At 38.8% G+C, this 25557-nt stretch carries 18 protein-coding genes, 1 rRNA gene and 1 other RNA gene; 18 read left to right on the top strand and 2 right to left on the bottom strand.

What is annotated here, in order from left to right:
* The first annotated feature begins 2 nt into the window (after positions 1 to 2).
* From metG to G592_RS15845, 8 genes are all read left to right on the top strand, one after another.
* On the top strand, positions 3 to 1973 hold the full coding sequence (metG, locus tag G592_RS0106660; protein ID WP_028247137.1) for a methionine--tRNA ligase: 1971 nt from the start codon (positions 3 to 5) through the stop codon (positions 1971 to 1973).
* A gap of 110 nt (positions 1974 to 2083) precedes the next feature.
* The gene (locus G592_RS0106655; RefSeq protein WP_028247136.1) at positions 2084 to 2869 is read left to right on the top strand and encodes a TatD family hydrolase; all 786 of its coding nucleotides are present in this window, start codon (positions 2084 to 2086) and stop codon (positions 2867 to 2869) included.
* Positions 2870 to 2871: 2 nt separating this feature from the next.
* Positions 2872 to 3726 carry a 16S rRNA (adenine(1518)-N(6)/adenine(1519)-N(6))-dimethyltransferase RsmA gene (gene rsmA / locus G592_RS0106650; RefSeq protein ID WP_028247135.1) on the top strand — a complete coding sequence of 285 codons (855 nt, stop codon included), beginning with the start codon at positions 2872 to 2874 and terminating at the stop codon, positions 3724 to 3726.
* 28 nt (positions 3727 to 3754) lie between these two features.
* Complete coding sequence (locus tag G592_RS16970) at positions 3755 to 5365, top strand: tetratricopeptide repeat-containing diguanylate cyclase (protein ID WP_028247134.1); 1611 nt, start codon at positions 3755 to 3757, stop codon at positions 5363 to 5365.
* Positions 5366 to 5376: 11 nt separating this feature from the next.
* On the top strand, positions 5377 to 7593 hold the full coding sequence (locus G592_RS0106640) for a YhgE/Pip domain-containing protein (protein ID WP_028247133.1): 2217 nt from the start codon (positions 5377 to 5379) through the stop codon (positions 7591 to 7593).
* A 17-nt stretch (positions 7594 to 7610) separates the two neighbouring features.
* Positions 7611 to 8099, top strand: coding sequence for a hypothetical protein (locus G592_RS16965; protein WP_051194798.1), 489 nt, complete (start codon positions 7611 to 7613; stop codon positions 8097 to 8099).
* Complete coding sequence (locus tag G592_RS0106630) at positions 8096 to 10267, top strand: YhgE/Pip domain-containing protein (protein ID WP_028247132.1); 2172 nt, start codon at positions 8096 to 8098, stop codon at positions 10265 to 10267. The genes G592_RS16965 and G592_RS0106630 overlap by 4 nt, the downstream gene beginning before the upstream one ends.
* 73 nt (positions 10268 to 10340) lie before the next feature.
* Positions 10341 to 11630 carry an alpha-amylase family glycosyl hydrolase gene (locus G592_RS15845; RefSeq protein ID WP_051194797.1) on the top strand — a complete coding sequence of 430 codons (1290 nt, stop codon included), beginning with the start codon at positions 10341 to 10343 and terminating at the stop codon, positions 11628 to 11630.
* Here the strand turns inward: G592_RS15845 and G592_RS0106620 are convergent, their stop codons facing one another.
* A complete protein-coding gene (locus G592_RS0106620) occupies positions 11631 to 12179 on the bottom strand; it encodes a GNAT family N-acetyltransferase (RefSeq protein WP_028247131.1) in 549 nt (182 codons plus the stop codon). It abuts the gene before it with no gap.
* Positions 12180 to 12202: 23 nt separating this feature from the next.
* Positions 12203 to 12898 (bottom strand): anaerobic ribonucleoside-triphosphate reductase activating protein, encoded by a 696-nt coding sequence (locus G592_RS0106615; RefSeq protein ID WP_028247130.1) that lies wholly within the window; start codon positions 12896 to 12898, stop codon positions 12203 to 12205.
* Between the two features lie 97 nt (positions 12899 to 12995).
* Between G592_RS0106615 and tadA the strand changes: the two genes are divergently transcribed.
* From tadA to G592_RS0106570, 10 genes are all read left to right on the top strand, one after another.
* The gene (gene tadA, locus G592_RS0106610; protein WP_081660334.1) at positions 12996 to 13535 is read left to right on the top strand and encodes a tRNA adenosine(34) deaminase TadA; all 540 of its coding nucleotides are present in this window, start codon (positions 12996 to 12998) and stop codon (positions 13533 to 13535) included.
* Positions 13536 to 13584: 49 nt separating this feature from the next.
* An RNA gene (gene ffs / locus G592_RS17335) (signal recognition particle sRNA large type) lies at positions 13585 to 13785 on the top strand.
* Between the two features lie 40 nt (positions 13786 to 13825).
* The gene (locus G592_RS0106605; protein WP_028247128.1) at positions 13826 to 14590 is read left to right on the top strand and encodes a hypothetical protein; all 765 of its coding nucleotides are present in this window, start codon (positions 13826 to 13828) and stop codon (positions 14588 to 14590) included.
* Positions 14591 to 14611: 21 nt separating this feature from the next.
* The gene (locus tag G592_RS0106600) at positions 14612 to 16897 is read left to right on the top strand and encodes a hydratase (protein WP_028247127.1); all 2286 of its coding nucleotides are present in this window, start codon (positions 14612 to 14614) and stop codon (positions 16895 to 16897) included.
* Positions 16898 to 16915: 18 nt separating this feature from the next.
* Positions 16916 to 18238, top strand: coding sequence for an AI-2E family transporter (locus G592_RS15840; protein WP_051194796.1), 1323 nt, complete (start codon positions 16916 to 16918; stop codon positions 18236 to 18238).
* A 102-nt stretch (positions 18239 to 18340) separates the two neighbouring features.
* Positions 18341 to 21049 (top strand): hypothetical protein, encoded by a 2709-nt coding sequence (locus G592_RS0106590; RefSeq protein ID WP_028247126.1) that lies wholly within the window; start codon positions 18341 to 18343, stop codon positions 21047 to 21049.
* Between the two features lie 26 nt (positions 21050 to 21075).
* On the top strand, positions 21076 to 22971 hold the full coding sequence (gene glgB / locus G592_RS0106585) for a 1,4-alpha-glucan branching protein GlgB (RefSeq protein ID WP_028247125.1): 1896 nt from the start codon (positions 21076 to 21078) through the stop codon (positions 22969 to 22971).
* Between the two features lie 69 nt (positions 22972 to 23040).
* Positions 23041 to 24258, top strand: a complete 1218-nt coding sequence (locus G592_RS0106580; RefSeq protein WP_028247124.1) for a DUF5711 family protein — start codon at positions 23041 to 23043, stop codon at positions 24256 to 24258.
* A gap of 1 nt (position 24259) precedes the next feature.
* Positions 24260 to 24949, top strand: coding sequence for a CvpA family protein (locus tag G592_RS0106575; protein ID WP_028247123.1), 690 nt, complete (start codon positions 24260 to 24262; stop codon positions 24947 to 24949).
* 351 nt (positions 24950 to 25300) lie between these two features.
* Positions 25301 to 25557, top strand: a 16S ribosomal RNA gene (locus G592_RS0106570); the annotation flags it as partial.

The raw sequence follows: 25557 nt of genomic DNA, 5'->3' as shown, positions 1-25557 counted from the left end.
AAATGGGCAACAAAGGGAATTATTACATTACAACAGCCATTGCTTACACATCAGGTAAGCCACATATTGGAAACACATACGAAATTGTCCTTGCAGATAGTATCGCACGCTTCCGTCGACAGGAAGGGTATGACGTTTTCTTCCAGACTGGTACAGATGAGCACGGTCAGAAAATCGAGCTTAAGGCTGCAGAAGCAGGCGTTACACCAAAGGAATTTGTAGATAACATTTCTGGCCAGGTTAGAAATATCTGGGATTTAATGAACACATCTTATGACAAGTTCATCCGTACAACAGATGAGGATCATGAGAAGCAGGTTAAGAAGATTTTCAAAAAGCTCTATGATAAGGGCGATATCTATAAGTCTTCTTACGAAGGACTTTACTGTACACCATGTGAGTCTTTCTGGACTGAGTCACAGCTTGTAGATGGCAAGTGCCCAGACTGCGGTCGTGAGGTTCAGCCAGCTAAGGAAGAAGCTTACTTCTTCAAGATGAGCAAATATGCAGATAAGCTTATTGAATACATCAACACACATCCTGAGTTCATTCAGCCTGTATCACGTAAGAACGAGATGATGAACAACTTCTTACTTCCAGGTCTTCAGGATCTTTGTGTTAGCCGTACATCATTTACATGGGGTATCCCAGTAGATTTCGATCCAAAGCACGTTGTATATGTATGGCTTGATGCCCTTACAAACTATATCACTGGTATTGGATATGAGTGTGACGGTGAGTCTACAGACCAGTTCAAGGCACTTTGGCCAGCAGACCTTCACCTTATCGGAAAGGATATTATCCGCTTCCATACAATTTACTGGCCTATTTTCCTTATGGCTCTTGATCTTCCACTTCCAAAGCAGGTATTTGGTCATCCATGGCTTCTTACTAAGGCTGCTGATGGTGGAGATGACAAGATGTCTAAGTCTAAAGGAAATGTTATCTACGCAGATGAGCTCGTTGATTTCTTCGGTGTAGATGCTGTTAGATACTTCGTTCTTCACGAGATGCCATTCGAAAACGATGGTGCTATCTCATGGCCACTTATGGTTGAGCGTGTTAACTCAGACCTTGCAAACACACTTGGTAACCTTGTAAACCGTACAATCTCTATGAGCAACAAGTACTTCGGTGGCGTTGTAGAGGATAAGGGTGTAGCTGAGGACGTAGATGCAGATCTTAAGGCTGTAGTTACAGGTACAGTTTCAGCAGTTGAAAAGAAGATGGCAGATCTTCGTGTTGCTGACGCTATCACAGAAATCTTCAATCTCTTCAAGAGATGTAATAAATATATCGATGAGACAATGCCATGGGCACTTGCAAAGGACGAGGCAAAGCAGGACAGACTTGCTACTGTTCTTTATAACCTTGTAGAGGGTATTTCAATTGGTGCTACTCTCCTCAAGGCATTTATGCCTGAGACATCTGAGAAGATTCTTGCTCAGATTGGAACAAAGGAGATTCCTTACGATGAGCTTTCTACATTTGGTCACTATCCAAATGGTGGAAAGGTTACAGAGACACCTGAGATTCTCTTCGCTCGTCTTGACCTTGATGAGGTAATGGCAAAGGTTGCTGAGCTTCATCCAGCACAGCCAGAGGAGGCTGATGATGAGGAGGAAGGCATCGATATCGAGGCTAAGCCAGAGATAACTTTCGATGATTTCATGAAGATGCAGTTCCAGGTAGGAAAGATTGTTGCATGCGAGGCTGTTAAGGGTTCTAAGAAGCTTCTTTGCTCACAGGTAAAGATTGGTTCTCAGACAAAGCAGATTGTTTCAGGAATTAGAAAGCAGTACACACCAGAAGAGATGGTTGGAAAGAAGGTTATGGTTCTTGTAAACCTTAAGCCAGCTAAGCTTGCAGGTGTATTATCAGAGGGTATGCTTCTTTGTGCAGAGGATGCTGAGGGTAATCTCTCACTCATGACACCAGAGAATGCGATGCCAGCAGGTGCCGAAATCTGTTAGTAAATTTTAAATAGCCTGTAGCAGACAATCTCTAAATGTTGCTGAAAGGAACATCTAGTGACTGAAAGCAATATTTAGGATTGTATGTGTAACAGGCGGGAGATAGTCATATGATTTTTGAGACACATGCTCATTATGATGATGAGAAGTTCGACCAGGATAGAGTCGAACTTCTTTCTCATTTATTGAGAGAAAATAATATTGGAAATATTGTAAACATAGGCGCAAGCTTCAGAGGTTGTAAAGACAGTCTTAAGCTTGCTGAAGAATACGATAATGTCTATGCAGCACTTGGCATTCATCCAGAAGAAATGGATGATATGACACAGGAAAATTTAGACTGGATTAAAGCCAATGCATCTAATCCAAAAGTTGTGGCTATTGGTGAAATAGGTCTCGATTACTACTGGGTAAAGGATGAGGAAGGCAGAGCCAAGCAAAGAGAATGGTTCGATCGACAGCTGGAAATAGCAAAAGAGGTTAATCTTCCAGTAGTTATCCATTCAAGAGACGCCGCAGAAGACACTTTAAACACAATTATGAGGTATAATACCCAGGAAAATAAAGGTATTGTACACTGCTACTCCTATTCTAAAGAAATCGCCCTAGAATATGTAAAAATGGGGTGGTATATTGGAGTTGGAGGTGTTATTACCTTCAAAAATGGCAAGAAGATTGTAGAGACAGTGAAAGCTATTCCACTTGAAAGCATTGTACTTGAAACAGACTGTCCATACATGGCACCGGAACCACACAGAGGAAGTCGCAATTCCTCTATTTATTTGAGCTATGTGGCCGAAAAAATCGCGGAATTAAAGGGTGTTACAGTTGAAGAGGTAGAACGTATTACCTATGAGAACGCTCTTAGAATATATTCAAAAGCAAAAAGGAATTAATAATGGCATATTTAAGTAATCCAACTTATACAAAGGCTGTTTTGGAAGCTCATGGCTTTTCTTTCCAGAAGAAATACGGCCAGAACTTCTTAATAGATGGCAATATTCTTGATAATATCATTGAAGCAGCAGGTATCACAAAGGATGATTTCGTCCTTGAGATTGGTCCTGGTATCGGCACAATGACCCAGCGCCTTTGCGAGGAGGCCAGAGAGGTTGTTGCAGTAGAGATTGATAAAACTCTTATTCCAATCCTTGATGATACTCTCTCAACTTATAAAAATTGGTCTGTAATCAATCAGGATATTTTAAAAGTAGATATTAAGGCACTGGCTGAAGAAAAGAATGGAGGAAAGCCTATTAAGGTAGTAGCCAATCTTCCATACTACATCACCACACCTATTATCATGGGATTATTTGAAAGCCATGTTCCTCTGGAATCAATAACAATCATGATTCAAAAGGAAGTAGCTGACAGAATGCAGGAAGGCCCTGGTTCAAAGGAATACGGTGCCCTCTCTCTCGCTGTTCAGTACTACTCTAATCCACAAATAGTATGTGATGCACCACCAAGCTGCTTCATGCCACAGCCAAAGGTTACAAGCACAGTCATCACACTTAAGTGTCACAACAATCCACCAGTGGAATGTGATGAAAAGCTTTTGTTCCAGATTATTAGAGCTTCTTTCAATCAGAGAAGAAAGACTCTTCAAAATGGATTAAGCAATGGTCTTCACTATTCAAAGGAACAGATTGCAGAGGCTATTGCAAAGGCAGGTTTTATTCCAACAGTCAGAGGAGAAAGTTTATCTTTAGAGGATTTTGCTAGGCTTACTAACATCTTGAAAGAGATGTAACAATACACAACAGGGGGGTTGGGTATTTATGGATGTCCTGACCTACAACAGAGAAGTCCAGCTTCTCATAGGGGAGATTCAAAAAAATAGGGGAAAAGACTCATCGGCATTGATTTCAGCTTGTGATCGTCTGTTGTCTTACGGAAATAGCATGAAAGACGATGCCTTGGTGGGTTATGCTTATTTTTCAAAAGGCGAAACATATTATCTTCTTAACGACGCATCTAATTTTTATTCCCAAATGAGCGCATCTATAGCTCCATTGGAAAACGCAAAAGAATGGAGCTATGTTGCTATGGCCAATAATATGCTGGGTATCGTATCTCTTAACCGAGGTAATGCCCCATTTGCCCTTGATTATTTCATCAAGGCTATTAGCATATGCCAGGATTATACACTTCCGGATATTGAATGGATAATCCATCTTAATCTGGGTTCACTTTATCTCAACATTGAAGAATTTAATAAAGCTATATCCCATATTGAAATAGCTTATGCATATATTAATGAGCACAGGAATATGGAAGGATTTTTAGAGAATCTTACTGCTGTTCTCTTAGGCCTTGGAAGGGCTTATCTTAAGCTGGATTCTAGAGTAAATTATCTTGAAATCGAGAAGAAATTAAAAACAGAATGTATCCCATATCTTCAGGATATGGATAAGATTGTAATCTACTGCTTTTTTGCCCGGGTTCATAATGCCATCGGTGAAGAAGAAACAAGAGATTACTGGGTTGACATGGTAAATATTCATACCAGTGGAAATATGCCTATTATGGACGTATTCGATGATTTTTACGATTATCTCGATATGCTTCTTTCTACTGGAAAATACGATGATTTCTTTAAGGCATATATGGTTCTTGATGATTTGACCAAGTATACCTTGATTAAAAATCTTGAACGTAAGCTTTTGACCCTGAAAATCAGATACTATCGTCGAGTTGGACAGATAGAGGAATACAAAATCGCCTCTGTTTTATTTTTCGAGCTCTCAGAATTTATGGAGAGAGAAAACAGATTGATGGTAAGCGACATGATTGTTATGCGTAATTCGTATATCGAGCTTACACAAATCAATAAAAAAGTAGAGGAAGAGAATACATTTTTGCAAAAACGTTCAGAGACAGACCCATTAACAGGGATGTATAATAGATTAAAGTTAAATGAGTATAGTGACGAATCTTTTGAACGTGCAAAAAAGAATAATACAAGCATAGCTGTTGAAATATTGGATATAGATTTCTTTAAACAGTTTAATGATAACTACGGACATCAGGCAGGCGATGATTGTATTAGATTTATAGCAAATACTCTAATTAGTATGGCTGCCGAGGAGAATCTCTTTGTTTCAAGGTACGGTGGAGATGAGTTCGTAATCATCTATGAGGGTTTGACATCAAGAGAATCAATGGAAAAAGCCAGTGAATTGCGTCGCCGCATTTATAATGCCAACGTAGAACACAAATTTTCCCTTACAGACAATCGAGTAACGATTTCTCAGGGAATTTGCTGGGGCATTCCAAATAGCAGTGACAGCTTTTTTGCGTATCTGCAGGGTGCAGATAAAATGCTATATGAAGTAAAGCAGCAGAGCAGAAATAATATAAAAATATGCAATGCTGAAGAATTAAATTAAAGGGAATAGGTATGAAAAACATAAGAAAAATATTTTTTGATGACATAATCAGTCTGTGTAAAAATTTCTTTGCACTGGTAATAGTAATTGGAATATGTTTTCTTCCAGCATTGTATGCCTGGTTTAATATATATTCTAACTGGGATCCTTATGGTAATACAGGTGCATTAAAGCTTGCAGCAGTATCCTTGGACAAGGGGTATACAGACGACGAGGGTAAATATCATAATCAAGGAGATACTATTATAGATAATCTTCATGAAAACACCGCGGTTAATTGGCAGTTTGTAGATTCTTCAGACGAAGCTATAGAAGGTGTAAATAGTGGAGAGTATTATGCTGCAGTTGTTATTGATGAAGATTTTTCCTATAACATGTACAATGTTCTGACTGAAGATGTAGAACGTCCGACTCTTCATTTCTATGAAAATCAAAAGAAAAATCCAGTAGCAACAAAGATATCAGATACAGTAGTTCAATCACTGCAGAATAATATCAACGTAGCTTTTACAGAAGTGGTTGTAAGTGAAGTTGTTTCAGGTGCAGGAAAGGTTTCGAAAGAAATCAAGGAAGATAACGATATCAACATAGCTGTAGATAGCCTTAGAGAATTAAGTGCAGATCTTACTGAACAGCAAATTACAATAAAGAAAATCATAGAAAACGATGCAAAGCTACAAGAATCTCTTAAGGTGGCAAAGGCTGATGCAAATAATTTAAAAAACCAGGCTAGAAAAAGTGCTGATGCTGTAAAGAATTCAGCAAAAACAGCTAGCAATGCAGAGGTTACTCTTAATAGTTATTCTAATGATGTGAACGACATGCTTAAAGTGATGAACAGCACTTTGGCAGATATGGAAAATAAACTAAAAGCAGCAGAGGCTACTAATAATGTTGAAGAATTAACAACTAATCTTGCTGATATAGCAAAGGATGTTGGACAGTTAAAGGCTACATTAGATCAAATTAATCCAGAGACTATAGCTAAGAATGAGGCAAAGCAAGCTTACAATGACTATAGTGAGGAAATAAATGCACTAGAGAATATACTAAGAGCAAAAGGCTATGGCGATTATATTGATGCTGGTAAAAAAGCCTATGAAATCAAGAACGCCACAGATGAGTTAATTCAGTGGGGCAAGGAAGAAATCATAAATAAAGGACCAGTCATTGCTACAGACTTAGCAAAGAATAAGGAAGAAGACTTAAAGGCACAAGTATCTGAAATAAAAAAACACACAGATAGCTTACAGTCAAAATACAATAATGAGCTGGTTCCAAAGATTAATAAGAATCTTGATAATCTCACAAATGATTTAAATAGCACAAACAGTATGCTTAATTCGGTTGGAGACACATTCGGTAATCTAATGATTATGTTTACAGCTATTGATAATACTGTAGATGCTGCAAATACAAGTCTTAACAAAACAAATGAGGCTATTGCATATATAAACGGACGAATTCTTGAAGTTATAGATCAGGTAGATAAAGTTGGTGATGGAGATAAAATTCAGGCGATAGTTAATGCATTATCAGGTGATCCGGATGCATATGGCAAATTCTTCTCTACACCAGTTAATGTTGTAACAGAGGCTGTTTACCCTATTGAAAATTATGGCTCCGCTGTTGCGCCATTCTATTCAACATTAGCATTTTGGGTTGGAGCATTAATACTTACAGCTATCATCAAGGTAAAACCAGATAAGAGTAAATATCCAGATGCGTCCGTAGGACAATTATTCTTCGGAAGATATGTCCTTTATTGGATATTAGGACAATTGCAGGCAGTGATTATTGTGGTAGGAGACTTATTCCTGTTGCATATTCAGTGTGTACATCCTTGGTATTTCATGCTTGCAGGCTCAGTTATCGCAACTACATTTACACTATTTATCTATTCACTGGTTGTCACTTGGGGAGATGTAGGAAAAGCTTTATCTGTTGTAATCGTAGTTATACAAATAGCAGGAAGTTCTGGAACTTATCCGATTGAGTTGTTACCAGATTTCTTTAAAAAGGTATACATATTCTTCCCATTCCCTTATGCAATCAACGCGATTAGAGAATGTTTATGTGGAATGTATGAATATGATTATTTGAAAAACTTCATCTGTCTTGGAATGTTTATGATTGTGGCTTTAATAATTGGATTACTTATTCAGATTCCATTTGAAGACATCAATCACTATATGGAAGAAAGAATGGAAGACACAGAGATGATGTAAAATCCTTAGGAGGGAGTATGAATCAAAAAGAAGAAATGTACGATAAATTTTTTGATATTCAAGAAAAAGTACATTTAGAAAATCAGAAAAAAATACGAGTAGGCCTGAAGGTTAACATTTTTTTACCTCTTGTGTTCTTGTTAATCAGTTTTATAAGTAATCGTTCAAAGTTAGTATTTTTATTGTTATGGATAATCTCGTTATTTGGGATTTCCTTTTACCTTTTATATATTGAATATATGGATTTCAAACTGCAAGCCAGATTAAAGGAGTTTGGAATTATCGATGAGGACGAAAATAAAGCATTAATAGGACACGAGGTTGTTCAGGGCCTTGATGATATCAATGCAGTCAGAAAAGAAGTTGTTCAAGATATCAAAGATAAGAAGAAAGAAATTAAAAATGAGATAAGAAAAGAGAAGGAAGAGATACGAAAGGAAAAGAAGGAATTACAGGAAGGGATAAAAAAAGATATTCAAACCGTGGGAGATAAACTTAAAAAATGAAGAATATATTAAAGATAATTGAATCAGACATAAAAAGATTATCTACTAATGTAGTAGCTATGGTAGTCATAATTGGTTTGACTGTAATCCCTTGTTTGTATGCGTGGTTCAATATTCTATCTAATTGGGATCCATATGGTCCAGATGCTACAAAGAATCTTCAGGTAGCTGTAGTATCTTCAGACCAGGGAATTCTAATTGGTAGTGCAGAGATTAATGTAGGAAATATTATAATCAGTCGATTACAGGCAAACGATACAATTGGATGGGTATTTACGGATAATGCCGAGGAAGCGGTAGCAGGAGTTTATTCTGGTGATTATTATGCCGCTCTTGTTATTGATGAGCAATTTAGCGCAGATATGATAAGCTTTCTAGGTGGAGATATCGAAAATCCAAAGATAACCTACTACGAAAATGAAAAGAAGAATGCCATTGCCCCAAAGATTACTGGTAAGGTAAAGACCACTATTGAAAGAGAAGTAGATCACGCATTTGTAGGAACTGTAGCTGAGGTATTATTAAAGGCTGGAGAATATTTCTCTACGCTTGATGAACAGGGTAATATCACAGGTAAGGGAATCGCTAAGCTAGAAAGACTTGATTCGGATTTAAATGGAATAATAGTAATATTGGATTCATATATTGCTCTTGTTGATTCCACAAAAGAAGTTACTGATGCAGGAAAATCAGCTGTTGATGCAGCAAAATCAATTACAAAAACTGCGGAGGCAATGGTTCAATCTGCAGAGAATGAGAATCCATCAGTGAAGCAAAAAGTACAAAATGCAAAGAATAAAACCGATGAAGCAGTAAATGCTATTAATAAGGATTTGGCAGGCTTTGATTCAAATCTAAGTGCTATTAATAAAGCTCTTTCAGACTATAAAATAGGTGGACCAGCAGTTGGACCAACAGTTCTAAATATATATAACGCTGCAAATACAGTTTGGAGTGGTACGGATGGTAACAATGGACTATATGCAATGATAATAAAGTATAGTCAGTTTGTTCCAGAAAAGTATGTTACACTTGCAAATTCAGTTAACGAGAGCTTTGTGAATCTTGGAAAAGACTTACAGGAATTTGTAGAAGCTGAAAAAAATAGTGCCGCAAATTTAGAGGATATCAGACAAAGAACTGTCAAGGATGCTGGAAGTATTTTAGGTCAAACAGCAGAGCTAAGAAATGATTATGGTTCGTTGATATCTCCATTAGCCCAGCAGTCAATTGATTCTGCATCTTCATCTATTGCAGAGGTTAAGAAGCTTTTGAAATATAATACCCGTAGCATTGATTTAGTAGTTGCTAATCTGAAGGATTATGATGCTATATTGTCTCAATCTAGCAGTGGATTAGAAAAAGCTAGAGATGAAGCTGTGATAATGGAAAAGAAGCTTTCTAAGTTAATTGATGAAATCAAGGGCCTTAGCAATAGTGATGCTTATACAAGAATAATGGAGCTTCTTCGTTCAGATCCTGACCTGCTTTCAGACTTCATAAGTAGTCCGGTAGAAGTAGATAATGAATATATCTACCCTGTAGAAAATAATGGTTCCATGACTGCCCCATTTTATATTGTCCTTTCAATATGGGTTGGAGCGTTGATTATGTCAACCATTTTAAAAACTGCAATCAAGGATACTTCGAATTATAGAAATCTAAAGAATTGGGAATGCTTCTTTGGCCGATTCTTTACCACTTGTGTAATAGGCCAGATTCAGACACTTATCACAGTGCTTGGCGCATTCCTTTTTGTGGGAATCCAGTGTGAAGACAGATTTTTATTCTGGGCTGCCTGTGCCTGGACATCATTTGTTTACTCTTTGCTGTTATACTCATTTACATACTCCTTTGGAAATATAGGAGAAGCGCTTTCTGTTATCCTGATGGTTGTCCAGGTAGCAGGTGCGGGAGGAACATTCCCAATAGAAGTTCTTCCAGATGTATTCCAGCAGTTATACAGATTTATGCCATTTAATTATTCAATGAATGCTGTTAGAGAGTGCATTGGAGGCTTCTACAATGACACATATAAACAGTGTATGCTGACGCTACTGATTTACGTTGGAGTAGCTGTATTCATCGGATTGGTACTATACCATCCATTCAAATTGTTAAATGAGAAAATCGAAATTAGTAAGGAAAAATCAGGAATATTGTTGTAACAAAAAGGCGAGACAGGTTAGTCTCGCCTTTTTAAATAATTGACACATGAGTATTAAAATTAAGGAGGGCACCATGAGAGACATTAGTTGGGTTAAAAACAGTATCTTTTATCATATTTATCCAATAGGAGCATTTGATTGCCCTAGGGAAAATAAAGGTGAAGAGACTGCTGGAAATAGGATTTTACAGCTTATCGACTGGATTCCACATTTAACGAATCTGGGAATTAATGCTATCTACCTGGGCCCAATCTGGGAATCAGGCACTCATGGGTATGATACCAACGATTACTATAAGCTGGACTCTAGACTTGGAACCAACGATGATTTTAAAAAGGTCGTTGAAGCTTGTCATAAAGCGGATATAAAGGTAGTTTTAGACGGAGTTTTCAACCACGTAGGCAGAGGTCATAAAGCTTTTTTAGATGTTAAAGAAAAGAGGGAGGCTTCCGAGTACAAAGAGTGGATATCTGGCTTAAACTTTGGTGGAAATAACTGGTATAACGATGGTTTTTCTTATGACTGCTGGGCAGGTGCTCAGGAGTTGGTAAAGTTGAATTATTGGTGTGAAGCTGTGAATAACCATGTGTTAAATGCAGTGGCAATGTGGATAGATGAATTTGACATAGACGGTTTGCGCCTGGATGCAGCAGATTGTATTCAAAGAGACTTTTTCAAGAGATTAAAGAATTTTACAGAGGAGAAAAAGCCTACCTTCTGGCTTATGGGCGAGATTATCCATGGCGATTATAACATTTATGTAAACGATGAAATGCTGGATGCTGTAACAAACTACGAATGCTGGAAAGGCATCTACTCTTCTCACAACGACCATAATTACTTCGAAATCAATTACGCCATGAAGCGTCAATGGGGGCAGGGAGGACTTTATCAGGGAAAATACCTGTATAACTTTATCGATAATCATGATGTAAACAGAATTTACACCCTCCTGAATGAGAAGGATAATATCTTCCCTGTATACACTCTTCTCTTCACTATGCCAGGTCTTCCATCAATTTATTATGGCAGTGAGTTTGGCATTGAGGGAGATAAAAATGCCGGCCAGGGAGATTATGCCTTAAGACCTGCAATTGATATCAAAAAGATGAGTAACCCTGATTTAGTGGAACATATTAAGACTCTGGCTGAGATGAGAAAGAGTTCGGAAGCCCTTAAAACAGGCCTATACGAAGAGGTTCAGGTAAAAAATGAAACTCTGGTATTTGCCAGAGTTTTAGGTGATGAATATGTAATTGTAGCTTTGAATAGTACTGGAAATCAGCAGAATTTAAGCTTCGATTATAGAGGTGAACACCATGATGTGGTGCTCCCACCTCATGGTAGTAAAATTCTTAAATAGTTAATTGTCTGCCAGATAGGCATACATACAGTGATCAAGGCGTTCTCCGCCGATAATTATCTTATCCCGGAGGATGCCTTCATATTTGAAGCCAAGTTTTTCAATCATATGGATGGAAGGATCATTGTCTGGCAAAATCAAAGCTTCAAATCGATGAATGCCCAGCTCGTGTGCCAACACAGGGATTGTTGCATTTAAAGCCTCAGTACAATATCCCTTATTTATATGCTCTCTGTCCATCTTATAGCCAACAGTGCAGCTTTCGTAGATTGGTTTTACAATATTTCTAAAACTGACAGTTCCTATTATCTGATTTGGGTTGTTCTTCTCAAAAATCCAATAGCGAAGCATAGATAGCTTCATGATATTCTGATATTCAAAGTCTAATATTTTTCTTTGATGAGCAACGGTATAGAAATCATTACCCATAACAGGCTCGTATTTCTCGAAAATATCACGGTTTCTGCAGTAAAACTCCAGCACTTTTTCCGCTTGTTGCTTAGTCAGTACCCTTAATAACAGTCGTTCAGTCTCAATTTCAAATTTCATACTACCCTCCGGTTTAAAGAAATTTAATCGATTCCTCTAAGATGTGTATTAGGTATATATGGTTTAAGTAATTCTACAAAACTCTCAAGAGTTTCTGCTGAGTGAGGTGTGAATATAGGATTAATAACCTGCTCAGACTCTTTGTAGCTCTGGAGAAAATATGCCTTTGCACCCTGGAGCCATTTGCCGATAGCGTCCATATCCTCAGAATTATGACATTCCTTCATGATAGTGGTTCTGAATTCGTAGTCGATATGTCCTTCTTTCAGGAAATCTACAGATTCTTCTATAGCCGCCAAATCAAAACTTTTCATGGATGCAATGGTATTATATTTTTCTTTGGAGTGCTTTATGTCCATGGCCACATAATCAATAAGGCCATTATTTACAAGACTTTTTATCATTTCAGGGTTAGTACCGTTGGAGTCAAGCTTTACCAGAAGACCCATCTCCTTGATTCTTGCGATAAAGTCAGGTAAATCCTTGTGTAGAGTAGGCTCTCCTCCTGTAATACATACTCCGTCCAGAACTTTTTTCTTTTGGATTAAATGGGTGAAAATCTCTTCCTCAGAATATGCCATGACATCAGAAGGTGGAATCACCAAGTCTCTGTTATGACAATAAGGACATCTGAAGTTACATCCGCCGGTGAAAATAGTGCTGGCAACTTTGCCAGGATAATCTAAAAGAGTAGTTTTCTGTAGGCCTAGTATAAGCATAAATCATTCCCTTTTATTGATAAAAGTGTTAACATAAAATAGCTTTTATAATTACTATTTCATAGTAAAAGTATAGCAAAACGGAAGGGGAAAATCCATGTTGTCAAAAGAAGAACGTCAGGAGAGAAGAATACAAAAACAGGCTGAAAAGCTTGAGAAGAAAAATCTCAAGACATATGAGAAATACATGGAGCAGGCCCTTAAAGAGGCAAAAAAGGCCTACAATATCAACGAAGTTCCAATTGGTTGCGTAATTGTCAGGGATGACAAGATTATAGCAAGAGGATACAACCGCAGAAATACCGATAAGAGCGTGCTTGCCCATGCGGAGATAGCAGCTATCTCAGAAGCATGCAAGAAGACTGGTGACTGGAGATTAGAGGACTGTACATTGTATGTCACACTTGAGCCATGTCAGATGTGTGCAGGTGCTATAGTTCAGGCGAGAATTCCGAGAGTCGTGGTTGGTGCCATGAATCCAAAAGCGGGATGCGCTGGCTCAGTTTTAAACATTCTTCAGATGCATCAGTTCAATCATGTATGTGATTTGGAGACTAATGTATTGGGCGATGAATGCAAGGAAATGATGACCAGATTCTTTGAAGAACTTAGAGAACAGAAAAATCAATTAATGTAATAAAGGTATTTTATTGACAAAAGCGCCTTTATTTCATAGAATAAAGGCTCCGAGCATAGCAAAATATAGATATCATTTGGCGGCTACCTTGGTGGTATGCTGATCTTTGGGTCCTGCGTAATGGGCACCTATGAATCGTGTCAGGGCAGGAATGCAGCAGCACTAAGTAGGCCCGCTCATCTGACGCGGGGGCACCTGGAGGGAGTGCCATCAGGGTGGCTACCAATTGATATCTTAAGTAGCGGCTCGGTATTTTTATATACTTTTATAAATAATTAAGAGGGACAAATATGGGAGCTCAGGACAGAACCGAAAAAGTGTTAAGAGATATGCACGTGCTGTTTTCAAAGGCACAGCCATTCGAAGGAAGCACAAAAAATGTCATCGTGGACAAAAATGCCATGATGGATTTATTAAAGGAATTAAACAGCTGCATGTACGATATGATGGAGGAACACGAGCTTACAGTTAAGAGTCGTGACAAAGCCAACCGTGAAATGCAGAAGCAAGGCGATGATATTGTATTCGAGGCCACCAGAAAGGCTGAGGATATCTATGCTGCTTCCATCATGTACACAGACAAGGCACTTGATAACTTGCAGGAGGCTTTAAAAGAGTCTCAGGATGCTGTTTCAAAGATATATGATGAGGCAATAAAGAAAATCAAAGAGGAGACAAGAGCTGTTAAGACTAACCAGATTGAGCTCAAGAGTCATCTCAATGATTTGATTGATACACAGAAATACCTACGTCTTATTGATGAAGAAAATATGAGATTACTCAGGGAAAAAGCAGAGGGCTCAGAGGAGGATTTCGATGCGCCAAAGTATTCTGCACCTGAGATTCGTATTAACAAAGATTACTTTGCACAGGCAGGTCTTGCAATAGACGATGACCAAGACCTTAGTGCTGGTGATATATCCGGGGAGGAGAATGGAATATCCTCAGAAGACTTGGACGCTGAGTACTTTAAGTGGCAGGAGGAAGAGTCTATAACCGAGGAGAAGAAACCTGGGAAAAAAGGCCTTGGTGGTCTTTTTGGAAAAAAGCACTAGAAACAAAAGGAGAATTAAGGAATGAAGCTTTACAACAACGGAGTTTACCTAGTTAATGGCACACAGATCGTAGAAGACGGTCACGAGGCAGCTGCCGCTATTAAAGCAGCTACAGGCCTCGATGTTACTAAAGACCAAGCACATCAGGCTACTATGGCATATGGAATCTTAGCTGATCATAATACCTCTGGTAATATGGATAATCTTCAGATTAAATTCGATAAGCTTATAAGCCATGATATCACCTACGTAGGAATTATTCAGACAGCGAGAGCTTCAGGCCTTGAGAAATTTCCTATCCCATACTGTCTTACAAACTGTCACAATTCACTTTGCGCAGTAGGCGGTACTATAAACGAGGATGACCACATGTTTGGTCTCACATGCGCTAAGAAGTATGGCGGAATCTACGTTCCACCTCATCAGGCAGTTATCCACCAGTTTGCTCGTGAAATGATGGCCGGCGGCGGAAAGATGCTTCTTGGTTCAGATTCACACACAAGATACGGAGCCCTTGGAACAATGGCTATGGGCGAAGGTGGTCCAGAGCTTGTAAAGCAGCTTCTTAATCAGACATATGACATCTCTATGCCAGGTGTTATCGCTGTTTATATGACAGGTACACCAAGAAAGGGTGTTGGTCCTCAGGACGTTGCTCTTGCAATTATCGGCGAGGTATTTGATAAGGGCTACGTTAAGAACAAGGTTATGGAGTTCGTTGGTCCTGGTGTTGCAAACCTTTCTATGGACTTCAGAATTGGCGTAGATGTTATGACTACTGAGACAACATGTCTCAGCTCTATCTGGACAACAGATAAAAAGACTGAGGAGTTCTACGAGATTCACGGTCGTAAGGAAGAATACAAGGAGCTTAATCCAGGACAGGTTGCTTACTATGACGGCATGATCGAGATTAATCTCGATGAGATTAAGCCTATGATTGCTATGCCATTCCACCCAAGCAACACATACACAATCGAAGAATTAAACGCCAACCTTATGGATATTCTTGATGACTGTGAGAAGAGAGCAAAGGTTTCTCTTGATGGTCAGGTAGAATTCTCTCTTAAGGATAAAGTTCGAAACGGAAAATTATATGTAGATCAGGGTATCATCGCTGGTTGTGCCGGTGGTGGATTCGAAAACATCTGTGATGCGGCAGATATCCTTCGTGGAACAAGCATCGGACCTGATGAGTTCACTCTTTCTGTATATCCTGCTTCTACTCCAATTTATATGGAGCTTGTTAAGAATGGTGCAGTTGCAGACCTTATGAGCACAGGTGCTATTGTTAAGACAGCATTCTGCGGTCCTTGCTTCGGTGCAGGTGATACTCCATCTAACAACGGCTTCTCAATCCGCCACTCTACTAGAAACTTCCCTAACCGCGAAGGTTCTAAGCTTCAGAATGGTCAGATTGCATCAGTTGCTCTTATGGATGCACGTTCAATTGCAGCTACAGCAGCTAATAAGGGTTACCTTACAGCAGCTACAGATATCGATGTTGATTTCAGCAAGCCAAAATATCACTTTGACGGAAGAATTTATGCTAACCGTGTATTTGATTCTCATGGTGTTGCTGAGCCTGAGACAGAGATTCACTTCGGTCCAAACATTAAAGATTGGCCAAAGATGAGTGCTCTTCCAGAGAATTTATTCCTTCAGGTTGTATCAGAAATCCACGACCCAGTTACAACTACTGATGAGCTTATTCCTTCAGGAGAGACATCTTCTTACCGCTCTAATCCTCTTGGATTGGCAGAATTTACATTGTCAAGAAAGGACCCAGAGTACGTAGGAAGAGCTAAAAATATCCAGAAGGCACAGAAGGCTTTAGAGGCTGGTGAGTGTGCTGGAGATGCAGTTCCAGAATTAAAGAAAATTGTTCACAAGGTAAAAGAGACTTATCCAGATGTTAACCATGACAACTTCGGTGTAGGTTCTACTATCTTTGCTGTAAAGCCAGGTGATGGTTCAGCAAGAGAGCAGGCAGCATCATGTCAGAAGGTACTTGGTGGATGGGCTAACATTGCCAACGAATACGCTACAAAGAGATATCGTTCAAACCTTATTAACTGGGGTATGCTTCCATTCGTTATTCCAGAGGGAGAGCTTCCATTCAAGAATCTTGATTTCCTCTTCATTCCTGGAATTAAGGATGCTGTTGTTAACAAGGCAGAGACAATAAAGGCTTATGTTGTTAAAGAAGACGGTCTTAAGGAATTCGAAATGACATTAGGCCAGCTTACAGATGACGAAAGAGAAATCATCCTTAAGGGATGCTTAATTAACTACAACCGACAGTAGTTATTTAGGGAGGGTAATATGCCAGAGGATCGCTATGAATTAGAGGAAAAACTTAGAAGAAAGAAGATCAGAGGCTACATTTATGCGGCATTCATTATCATTATCTTCTATTTCCTTCTTAAGAATAATCGAAGTGTATCCCTGGCTATTGACCACCTTTTAACCGTAGTTCAGCCGATTTTTATGGGATTTGCCATGGCCTTTCTCATGAATCCGCTGATGGTCTTTTTAGAGAAACGTTTAGACAAACCTTTCAAATTTATTTGTAAGAACCCACAGACAGCAGAAAGAGTCAACAGGGTGGTTTCATCAATTATCTCCCTTGTAGTTCTTGGTGGAGTGGTTATATACATAATTGCTACCGTGCTGCCAAATCTTATAAATACAATAGTCTACCTGGCCAATCATATCGATAACCAGGCTGCAGCAGTACTGGATTACTGTAATTATGTAACCAAGGGCAAATATGAAGAAGCCCTCATGCAGGCAAAGGAATATAAAATTGGTGACCTCATGGAGGAAGGACTGGATTTTCTTGAGCAGTACATTGATTATGATCAGTCTAAAATGATGACCACCATCACATCAAGTGTGCTCTCTATCGGAAAGATATTTATTAACCTGATAATTGGCGCATTTGTATCCATTTACGTTCTTCTTTCAAAGGAGATGTTTAAGGGTCAGGCCAAAAAGCTTATTTGCGGACTTTTCAAGCCTGATTATGCCAATATCATTTTAGAGATTAGCAGAAAATCAGGAGATATCTTTTATGGCTTTATCATTGGAAAAATCATTGATTCCATAATAATTGGTATCATTTGCTATATCAGCTGCCTGATTATGAAGATGCCTTATCCAATACTGGTATCAGCAATAATTGGTGTTACAAATATCGTTCCTGTTTTTGGTCCATATATTGGTGCCGTTCCTACGGTATTGATTATTTTCCTGACAGAGCCTAAGAAGGGAATATATTTCCTGATATTTATACTTATTTTGCAGCAGATAGATGGAAATCTTATAGGTCCAAAGATTCTTGGGGATTCCACAGGTATATCATCTTTCTGGGTAGTATTTGCCGTTGTTTTAGGTGGAGGATACTTCGGATTCTGGGGAATGCTCATTGCCGTTCCTATTGTTGCCATTATCTACTACATAGCAGGCAAGCTTGCCAGATATATGGTTAAGCGCCGCGGTTTCCCAGAGGAGACATCTGAATATATTTCTCTTGATCATATAGACATTGAGAACAATAGTCTGGTGCCTTATTCACCATTCCATGATGAAGAGAAAAAGGCTCGAAGACGAGGCATTAAACATAAAAAATCTAATACAAAATAATAATCTAAAAACTGGGATTTTCATCCCGGTTTTTTTGATTTTAGATTTAACGTATGATAAAATTCTTATAACTATAAGTATGTAGTTTTGGAGAATAAAGTAGTGGAAAAAATGGAATACAGAAATCGAATTGAAGAGATGAAATCTCTCGTCTCAAATAATAAATTTGCTGATGCAATGGCAATTGCCGATACCATAAATTGGCGAAAAGTCCACAACATCAATGACCTTATCGCAGGAAGTGAATCTTATGAAGCTGCAGGGAAAATTGATGAGGCAAGGGACTTGCTTTTGCTTGCCCATGAGCGTTCTCCTATCGGAAGAATGATTCTGTACAAGCTTTGTATGATTTCCATCAAATTAAAGGAATTAGACGAAGCTCAGGAGTACTACAACGAATTTGTACAGATAGCTCCTCACGATAGTCTCAAATATATCCTGAAATATAATATTAATACAGCTAAAGGTGCAGACTCAGCCACTCTTATCACTATCCTTGAGCAGCTCAAGGAAAATGATTTTATCGAGGAGTGGGCTTATGAGCTTGCTTATTTATATCACAAGACAAACCAGGCAGATAAATGTATCAGCCTTTGCGATGAAATCATTCTTTGGTTTGGCGATGGCCCGGTTGTAGAACGAGCACTTGAGCTTAAGATGCTTTACCAGCCACTTGATAAGGTTCAGGAGGATAAATACCGTAGCCTCCAGCAGAAGAAAGACGGAATTGTAGAAATCACACCTAAGCCAGTGGCAGAATCCAGTGAGATCCTCCCTGCTATTGCAAATATAAAGCTTCCAGAAGGTCCAGAGCGTTTCGACACTATTAACCTTCAGGCAGAAATTAAAAAGAGTATCGATGAAATCATGAAGGCCACAGACACAGGAGAGGTTAGTGAAAATGTAGAAGCTATTAAGACTCTCGTGGAAGAAATCCCATATCTTCAGGTAACTGAAGAGGAGGCTCCTGTAGCTGAGGAAACAGACAAATTCTCTGTAAACGACACTTTCCAGCAGTATCTTGAGGAAGGCTATGACGGTCAGATTAGCCTTATCCTTGACGATGAAAGCACTGAGACAGAGGAACAAATCGAAGGTCAGATGACAATCGAAGATGTCCTTGCAGAGTGGGAAAAGACAAAAAGAGCTGCAGAAGCAGCTATGGAAGATGCAAAGGAAAAAGAGCTTGAAAGCGCAAGAGCAAAGGCTCTTAGAGAAGCAAATAATGTCCTTAATCGTCTCGAGGGAGCTATGTCAAAGCTTAACGCAGGTATGACTTCCTCAGACTTACTTAAAGAGGAATACCTTTCAAATACAGATTTTGTAGCCACAGCAGCTCCTGTTGAAGAGGTAGCCCCACAGATAGAGATTCCAGAAGAAGTGACAGCTTCAGAGGAAGAGGAGCCTGTTGAGGAAGAAAAAGAAGCAGGATTTTCAATTCCAAAGCTTGGCGTTGACGGCTTAGAGCTTGGCTCTATTGATATTCCAATTGTAAAGGCTGAGGATGGAGCAGCAGTTTTTGGTGCTGCAGCAGCCGGCGGAATTGTACAGGCAGCGGGAGAGGTTCTTAATGATACAACAAATTGGGAGCCACCTATATTAGACGAGGGAGAAGAGGACGAAGTGGATTTAAAAGAAGCATCAGAACTGATTGCTGATGTAAATAAAATGTTGCAGCAGGAAATCGATAGATTAACTATCGGTGAGGAAGATAAGATTCAGGAGGAAATACAGCAGGAAATTCCAGAAGAGCCAGTTGTTGATACTACTGATATTCAGGAAGCAGAGATTAACATCGATGACATAGAACTTCCAATTATCGAGATACCAGAGGATTTGTTAGCCGAGCTTCCAGAGGCTTCTGAAAGCTATTCAGAAAGCGCAGTTGAGGTTTATCCAGAATCTGAAGCTATGATTGAAAATGAACCTGAGATTGCAGCAGAGCTGGAAGAAGTGATTCAGGAAGAGCTTCCAATCATTTCAGAGAACGTGCTCGAGCCTCAGGAAATAGCAGAGCTTGTTGATGAAAGCGTCCTTTCAAACGCTATAAAGGAAGAAATTCCAGATTACAATCTTGATGCTGAAGATTTAGAGACCTTCTCATATTTCCTTCCAATCAGCGGAATGAAAGAAAGTATTGTGCAGGTTCTTACAGGTGCTGTAGAGAGAATCAAGCAGCCTGAGTTAAAGGGTGGAAATATTGTTATTGTTGGCGAGCCAGGTTCAGGAAAGACACAGATGGCTACCAGCATCATAAAGGTACTTGAAAAGAAAACAGGATATCCAAAGGGTGGAATCGGAAAGATTTCCGGCGAAAAGCTTAATGAGAAGGACATCCAGAAGCTTTATTCAAAGATTCAGGGTGGATGTCTTATCATCGAAACAGCAGGCGAGATTTCAAAGGAAACAGCTGTTACACTTTCACTCCTTATGGAGCAGGATAACACAGGCACTATTCTTATCATTGAGGATAACAAAAGAGGTGTTGAAAAGGCACTTTCAAAGGATAGTTCTTTTGCAAAGCGTTTCACAGAAAAAATTGTTATTCCAGCCTTTACTATTGATGAGTTAGTTTCCTTCGCCAGAACTTATGCATATGAAGCAGGATGCACCATCGATGATATGGGTGTTTTGGCATTATACAACCGAATCAATCTTATTGGTCGATACAATCATGCTACTACTATCAAGGAAGTCGCAGAGATTATGGATGGAGCTATTGAAAAGTCCACAAGAGGTGGATTCTTCAACAAGCCAAAATATGACAGAGATGGCAATATCATCTTGAAAGAGAAGGATTTTGACAAATAATAAATAATTAGGGGAGAGCACAAGGCATGAGTAATTTTACAGACTTAGACGGTTATTTATTTGGACAGGGGACTCATTACGACATCTATAAAAAGCTCGGAGCCCACAAGGGTAAGAAGGGCAAAGATAACGGCTTTTATTTTGATGTATGGGCACCTCATGCCAGCAGAGTTGCAGTTATTGGAGAGTTTAACAACTGGGATGAAACCAGAAATTTCATGCAGAGAGTAGAACCTGAAAGTCAGGGTGTATTCGAAACATTTATACCAGAAGCAAAGGAAGGTCAGCTGTATAAATATCTCATCTACACAGAGGATGGGGAAAAATTATACAAGGCGGATCCTTATGCTACATACGCTGAGCTTCGCCCAGGCACAGCGTCTATTATCTATGACAATACAAAGTTTAAATGGACAGACTCATCTTGGATGAAGCAGCGTAAAAGTGGAAATTTCTGGGAAAAGCCACTTTCTATTTACGAAGTTCATCCAGGTTCTTGGAAGAGACATCCAAGAGAGGAAAATGACGGCTTCTATAGCTACAAAGAGTTTGCTCACAGTCTCACAGAATATGTTTTAGACATGGGTTATACTCATGTTGAGCTGATGGGTATTTCTGAATATCCATTTGATGGTTCATGGGGATATCAGGTTACAGGCTATTACGCACCAACTTCACGTTACGGCACTCCTGACGACTTTATGTACCTTATAAATTACCTTCACAAAAATGGCATCGGTGTAATTCTTGACTGGGTTCCAGCTCATTTCCCTAAAGATGCTCACGGACTTGCTGATTTTGATGGAAGACCATTATATGAATACCCAGATCCTAAAAAGGGTGAGCACCCTGACTGGGGTACAAAGATTTTCAACTACGGCAAATCAGAGGTTAAGAATTTCCTTATTGGTAGTGCTTTACAGTGGGTTGAGCATTATCATATCGACGGCCTCAGAGTAGATGCTGTTGCATCTATGCTTTACTTAGACTACGGCAAGAAGCCAGGTCAGTGGATTCCAAACGAGCATGGCGGCAATGAAAATCTCGAAGCTATCGAGTTCTTTAAACATATTAATACACTTATCAGAGGACGAAATCCAGGTGTGGTTATGATTGCCGAAGAGTCTACAGCATGGCCTAAGATCACAGGTGATGTTGAAGATGGAGGATTAAACTTCTCATATAAATGGAACATGGGATGGATGCATGACTTCATCGATTACATGAAGTTGGATCCATATTTCAGAAAAGATAATCATAATAAAATGACCTTTGCCATGAGTTATAATGAGGCAGAGAGATATATTCTTGTGCTGAGCCACGATGAAGTAGTTCATTTGAAAGGCTCAATGCTTGCGAAGATGCCAGGTCTTGAGGTAGATAAATACAAAAACCTTATGGCAGGTTATGCATTTATGATGGGCCATCCTGGAAAGAAGCTTCTTTTCATGGGTCAGGATTTTGCCCAGGGTACTGAATGGAGCGAAGCAAGAGAGCTTGACTGGTACGTGTTGGACAATCCAAATCATAGACATGTATCCAGAATGTTTAAAAAGCTTCTTCATATCTACAAAGAGTATCCAGCGATGTATGAGCAGGATGTATCATGGGCCGGTTTTGAATGGATCAATGCCAATGATGGTTATCGAAGCATTTTTAGTTTCGTTCGTAAGTCAAAAAATGGAAAGAACGACTTGTTATTTGTAATTAACATGACACCAATGAATTACGAGGATTATCGCGTTGGTGTTCCTACAAATAGAAAAATGAAGCTCATTTTAGACAGTGAGGATAAAGAATACGGTGGAAATGGAGGAAAAATCCCAGAGGTTATTCTTCCAAGAAAAGAGGAATGTGACGGAAGAGAGTATTCGGCAGCATTCCCACTTGCACCATATCAGGTAGCGATATTTACATATTAATTGAGAAATATGGGCTGTGATCTGCAGCCCATTTCTTTAGTTTTAGGGAATTGAGATAAGAGAGAAATAATGGAAGATTTTAAAATAATCAAAATACCAGAACAAACTGAAGAAGATGAACAGCAGGAAGAACCGATTTTAAAGAGAAAGGAACCGGAGGATGACTACACTCCACCTAAGAAAAGATATATCTTTTTAATCATTCTTTTGATTCTAAGCATCGTAGCTGTAATCGTAATAAAGATTATCAGCACCTATGATGATTATGAAGAAATCAAGACATGGGAAAGAGTAGATACAGGCGAAAGTACTTATAGCAGTTTCCAGGGTAACATTCTTAAATATAGTGGAGACGGCATATTTTATACATCTTATGACGGCTCGCTGATTTGGAATTATACTTATGATATGACTAATCCTGCTATCGATACATGCGAAAATTACATTATTGCCTACGATAAAAAGGGTAGTGAGGTAGATATTTTTTCTAACAAGGGTTTTGTAAACCAAATTTCCACAAATATACCTGTTATCGATGCCAGAGTTGCTGGTCAGGGTACAGTAGCCCTTCTGCTTCAGGAGAATAACACCAGCTATATCCAAATGTACGATAAAACAGGAACATTGCTTGTATCAGGTGAAATCCACCCAGAGAACAGAGGATTCCCTGTTTCTATGGCCCTTTCTTCTGATGCAACCAAATTACTTCTTTCAATTATTAATGTTAATGGTGGCGATATCACTTCTGAGCTTGTTTTCTATGACTTTACAGATAAGGGAAAAGAAGAGGTAGATAATATAGTTGCTACTTATACCTATATTGGCACCCTTATTCCAAAAGTGGAATTTGTTAATAAAGATAAAGCATTAGCATTTGCAGATAAAAAGATCATTGTCTTTAACAACAACCTCAGGGCAACAGTAGCCAAGGAAATAAATGTCTCAGAGGAAATGAAGAGCATCTTCTATAATAATACCCATTTTGGATATGTTTGCGAGGAAGCATTAGAAGATGGAACGGTTGTAAACCAGCTTAATGTTTACAACTTATATGGTCTTAAAACTACCACTAAGGAAATTACAGAGAGTTTCACTGATATTTCCTTGATGGAAAATAATGAGGTCCTTTTAAGCGACGGAAATAATATATCTATTTATAATCTTCAGGGATTTGAGAAATTCAAATATACATTTGATGAGAAGGTATACAGTGTTATACCTGGAGCCACATCCAGAAGGTACTATTTAATAGAAGAAAGCAGAACAGAAGAGATAGGATTGAAATAATATGGAATATGTTGAGCGTTTGGTTAGCAACCCTGTATTAATAGTCTTCATAGTATTAATGCTCTTTTGCATTATAAGAGGGGCAAAAAGAGGTATGTTAAGGATAATCTATGGTCTTGTATCATGGATATTCCTTATATGTTTTGTAAATTTTGCCTGCGGGGTTGTTTCTGACTATCTTAATGTTAATACACCAATACCTACCATGGTTCAGGAAAGTATAGTCATACATCTAAAAGATAAATACGAATCATCTGAGCAGGAAGAAGAGGGGACAGGTACAGATGCTGTTATGAAGCTGGTTCCCCCATCTGTTAAGGAAAAGCTGGATGAGACTATCGAGACTTCTATAGATACAACTATACAGCTTATCTCCCATGAGTTAAGCGAGACAGCGATACATGGTATTTCTATAGTTATAAGTGTAATAGCAGGTACCCTTGCACTATATTTACTTAGTAAAGTAATAGCCCTCCTTGGCCTGGTACCAGGAATACGAGGAGTAAATAAAACTCTTGGTATAATAGCAGGCTTTGGCGAAGGCATCTTGATCACCTGGGTCTGCATGTATTTAGCAGACTGTTTTCCAGCTTCAGAACTGGGCAGTCTTATAATAGAAAAAACTCAGGTAGAGCCCATACTAACATTGGTATATGAAACCAACATAATTGAGCGAATTATCGGAATATAAAGACAATAATTTTTTTCGAAAAAAGTGTTGACGAAAAGGTTTGCTGATGATATTATACTATTCGTTCCGCAAAAAGCGGTAACGACTTAGAAAACACTGAGTTTTCTAAAAAAGATTTTGAAAAATAAATCAAAATAGTTGTTGACAAACAGCCGACATCGTGATACTATAAACGAGTTGCTGCTAAGAGCAACAACAAAGCGAAGATTGATAACTGAACAGTGAAACAAACCTTGAATTAATACAAGTTTTTAAAACATGTATCCTTGAAATTCATTTAGTTTCTAAGACGAAACAAAAACCTTTATTAGTAAACAAGTCAGTTTTATACTGATTCGGAATTAAACTTTTTAACATGAGAGTTTGATCCTGGCTCAGGATGAACGCTGGCGGCGTGCTTAACACATGCAAGTCGAACGAAGCAATTTCTTACGATCCCTTCGGGGTGACGAGATATTGACTGAGTGGCGGACGGGTGAGTAACGCGTGGGTAACCTGCCTTGTACAGGGGGACAACAGTTGGAAACGACTGCTAATACCGCATAAGCGCACAGCATCGCATGATGCAGTGTGAAAAGTTTTTTCGGTACAAGATGGACCCGCGTCTG

Source organism: Pseudobutyrivibrio ruminis CF1b, assembly GCF_000424005.1.
Taxonomy (GTDB): Bacteria; Bacillota; Clostridia; order Lachnospirales; family Lachnospiraceae; genus Pseudobutyrivibrio; species Pseudobutyrivibrio ruminis_C.
The sequence above is the reverse complement of the archived record's forward strand: the minus strand, read 5'-3'. Positions and strand labels throughout refer to the sequence as shown.

Excerpts from the sequence above, each read along its gene's own strand:
- G592_RS0106615 (WP_028247130.1), bottom strand. The coding sequence starts at position 12,898 with ATGCTTATACTAGGCCTACAGAAAACTACTCTTTTAGATTATCCTGGC.
- G592_RS15845 (WP_051194797.1), top strand. The coding sequence starts at position 10,341 with ATGAGAGACATTAGTTGGGTTAAAAACAGTATCTTTTATCATATTTAT.
- G592_RS0106580 (WP_028247124.1), top strand. The coding sequence starts at position 23,041 with ATGGAAGATTTTAAAATAATCAAAATACCAGAACAAACTGAAGAAGAT.
- G592_RS16970 (WP_028247134.1), top strand. The coding sequence starts at position 3,755 with ATGGATGTCCTGACCTACAACAGAGAAGTCCAGCTTCTCATAGGGGAG.
- G592_RS15840 (WP_051194796.1), top strand. The coding sequence starts at position 16,916 with ATGCCAGAGGATCGCTATGAATTAGAGGAAAAACTTAGAAGAAAGAAG.
- G592_RS0106640 (WP_028247133.1), top strand. The coding sequence starts at position 5,377 with ATGAAAAACATAAGAAAAATATTTTTTGATGACATAATCAGTCTGTGT.
- G592_RS16965 (WP_051194798.1), top strand. The coding sequence starts at position 7,611 with ATGAATCAAAAAGAAGAAATGTACGATAAATTTTTTGATATTCAAGAA.
- tadA (WP_081660334.1), top strand. The coding sequence starts at position 12,996 with ATGTTGTCAAAAGAAGAACGTCAGGAGAGAAGAATACAAAAACAGGCT.
- G592_RS0106575 (WP_028247123.1), top strand. The coding sequence starts at position 24,260 with ATGGAATATGTTGAGCGTTTGGTTAGCAACCCTGTATTAATAGTCTTC.
- G592_RS0106630 (WP_028247132.1), top strand. The coding sequence starts at position 8,096 with ATGAAGAATATATTAAAGATAATTGAATCAGACATAAAAAGATTATCT.
- rsmA (WP_028247135.1), top strand. The coding sequence starts at position 2,872 with ATGGCATATTTAAGTAATCCAACTTATACAAAGGCTGTTTTGGAAGCT.
- G592_RS0106605 (WP_028247128.1), top strand. The coding sequence starts at position 13,826 with ATGGGAGCTCAGGACAGAACCGAAAAAGTGTTAAGAGATATGCACGTG.
- G592_RS0106655 (WP_028247136.1), top strand. The coding sequence starts at position 2,084 with ATGATTTTTGAGACACATGCTCATTATGATGATGAGAAGTTCGACCAG.
- glgB (WP_028247125.1), top strand. The coding sequence starts at position 21,076 with ATGAGTAATTTTACAGACTTAGACGGTTATTTATTTGGACAGGGGACT.
- G592_RS0106600 (WP_028247127.1), top strand. The coding sequence starts at position 14,612 with ATGAAGCTTTACAACAACGGAGTTTACCTAGTTAATGGCACACAGATC.
- metG (WP_028247137.1), top strand. The coding sequence starts at position 3 with ATGGGCAACAAAGGGAATTATTACATTACAACAGCCATTGCTTACACA.
- G592_RS0106620 (WP_028247131.1), bottom strand. The coding sequence starts at position 12,179 with ATGAAATTTGAAATTGAGACTGAACGACTGTTATTAAGGGTACTGACT.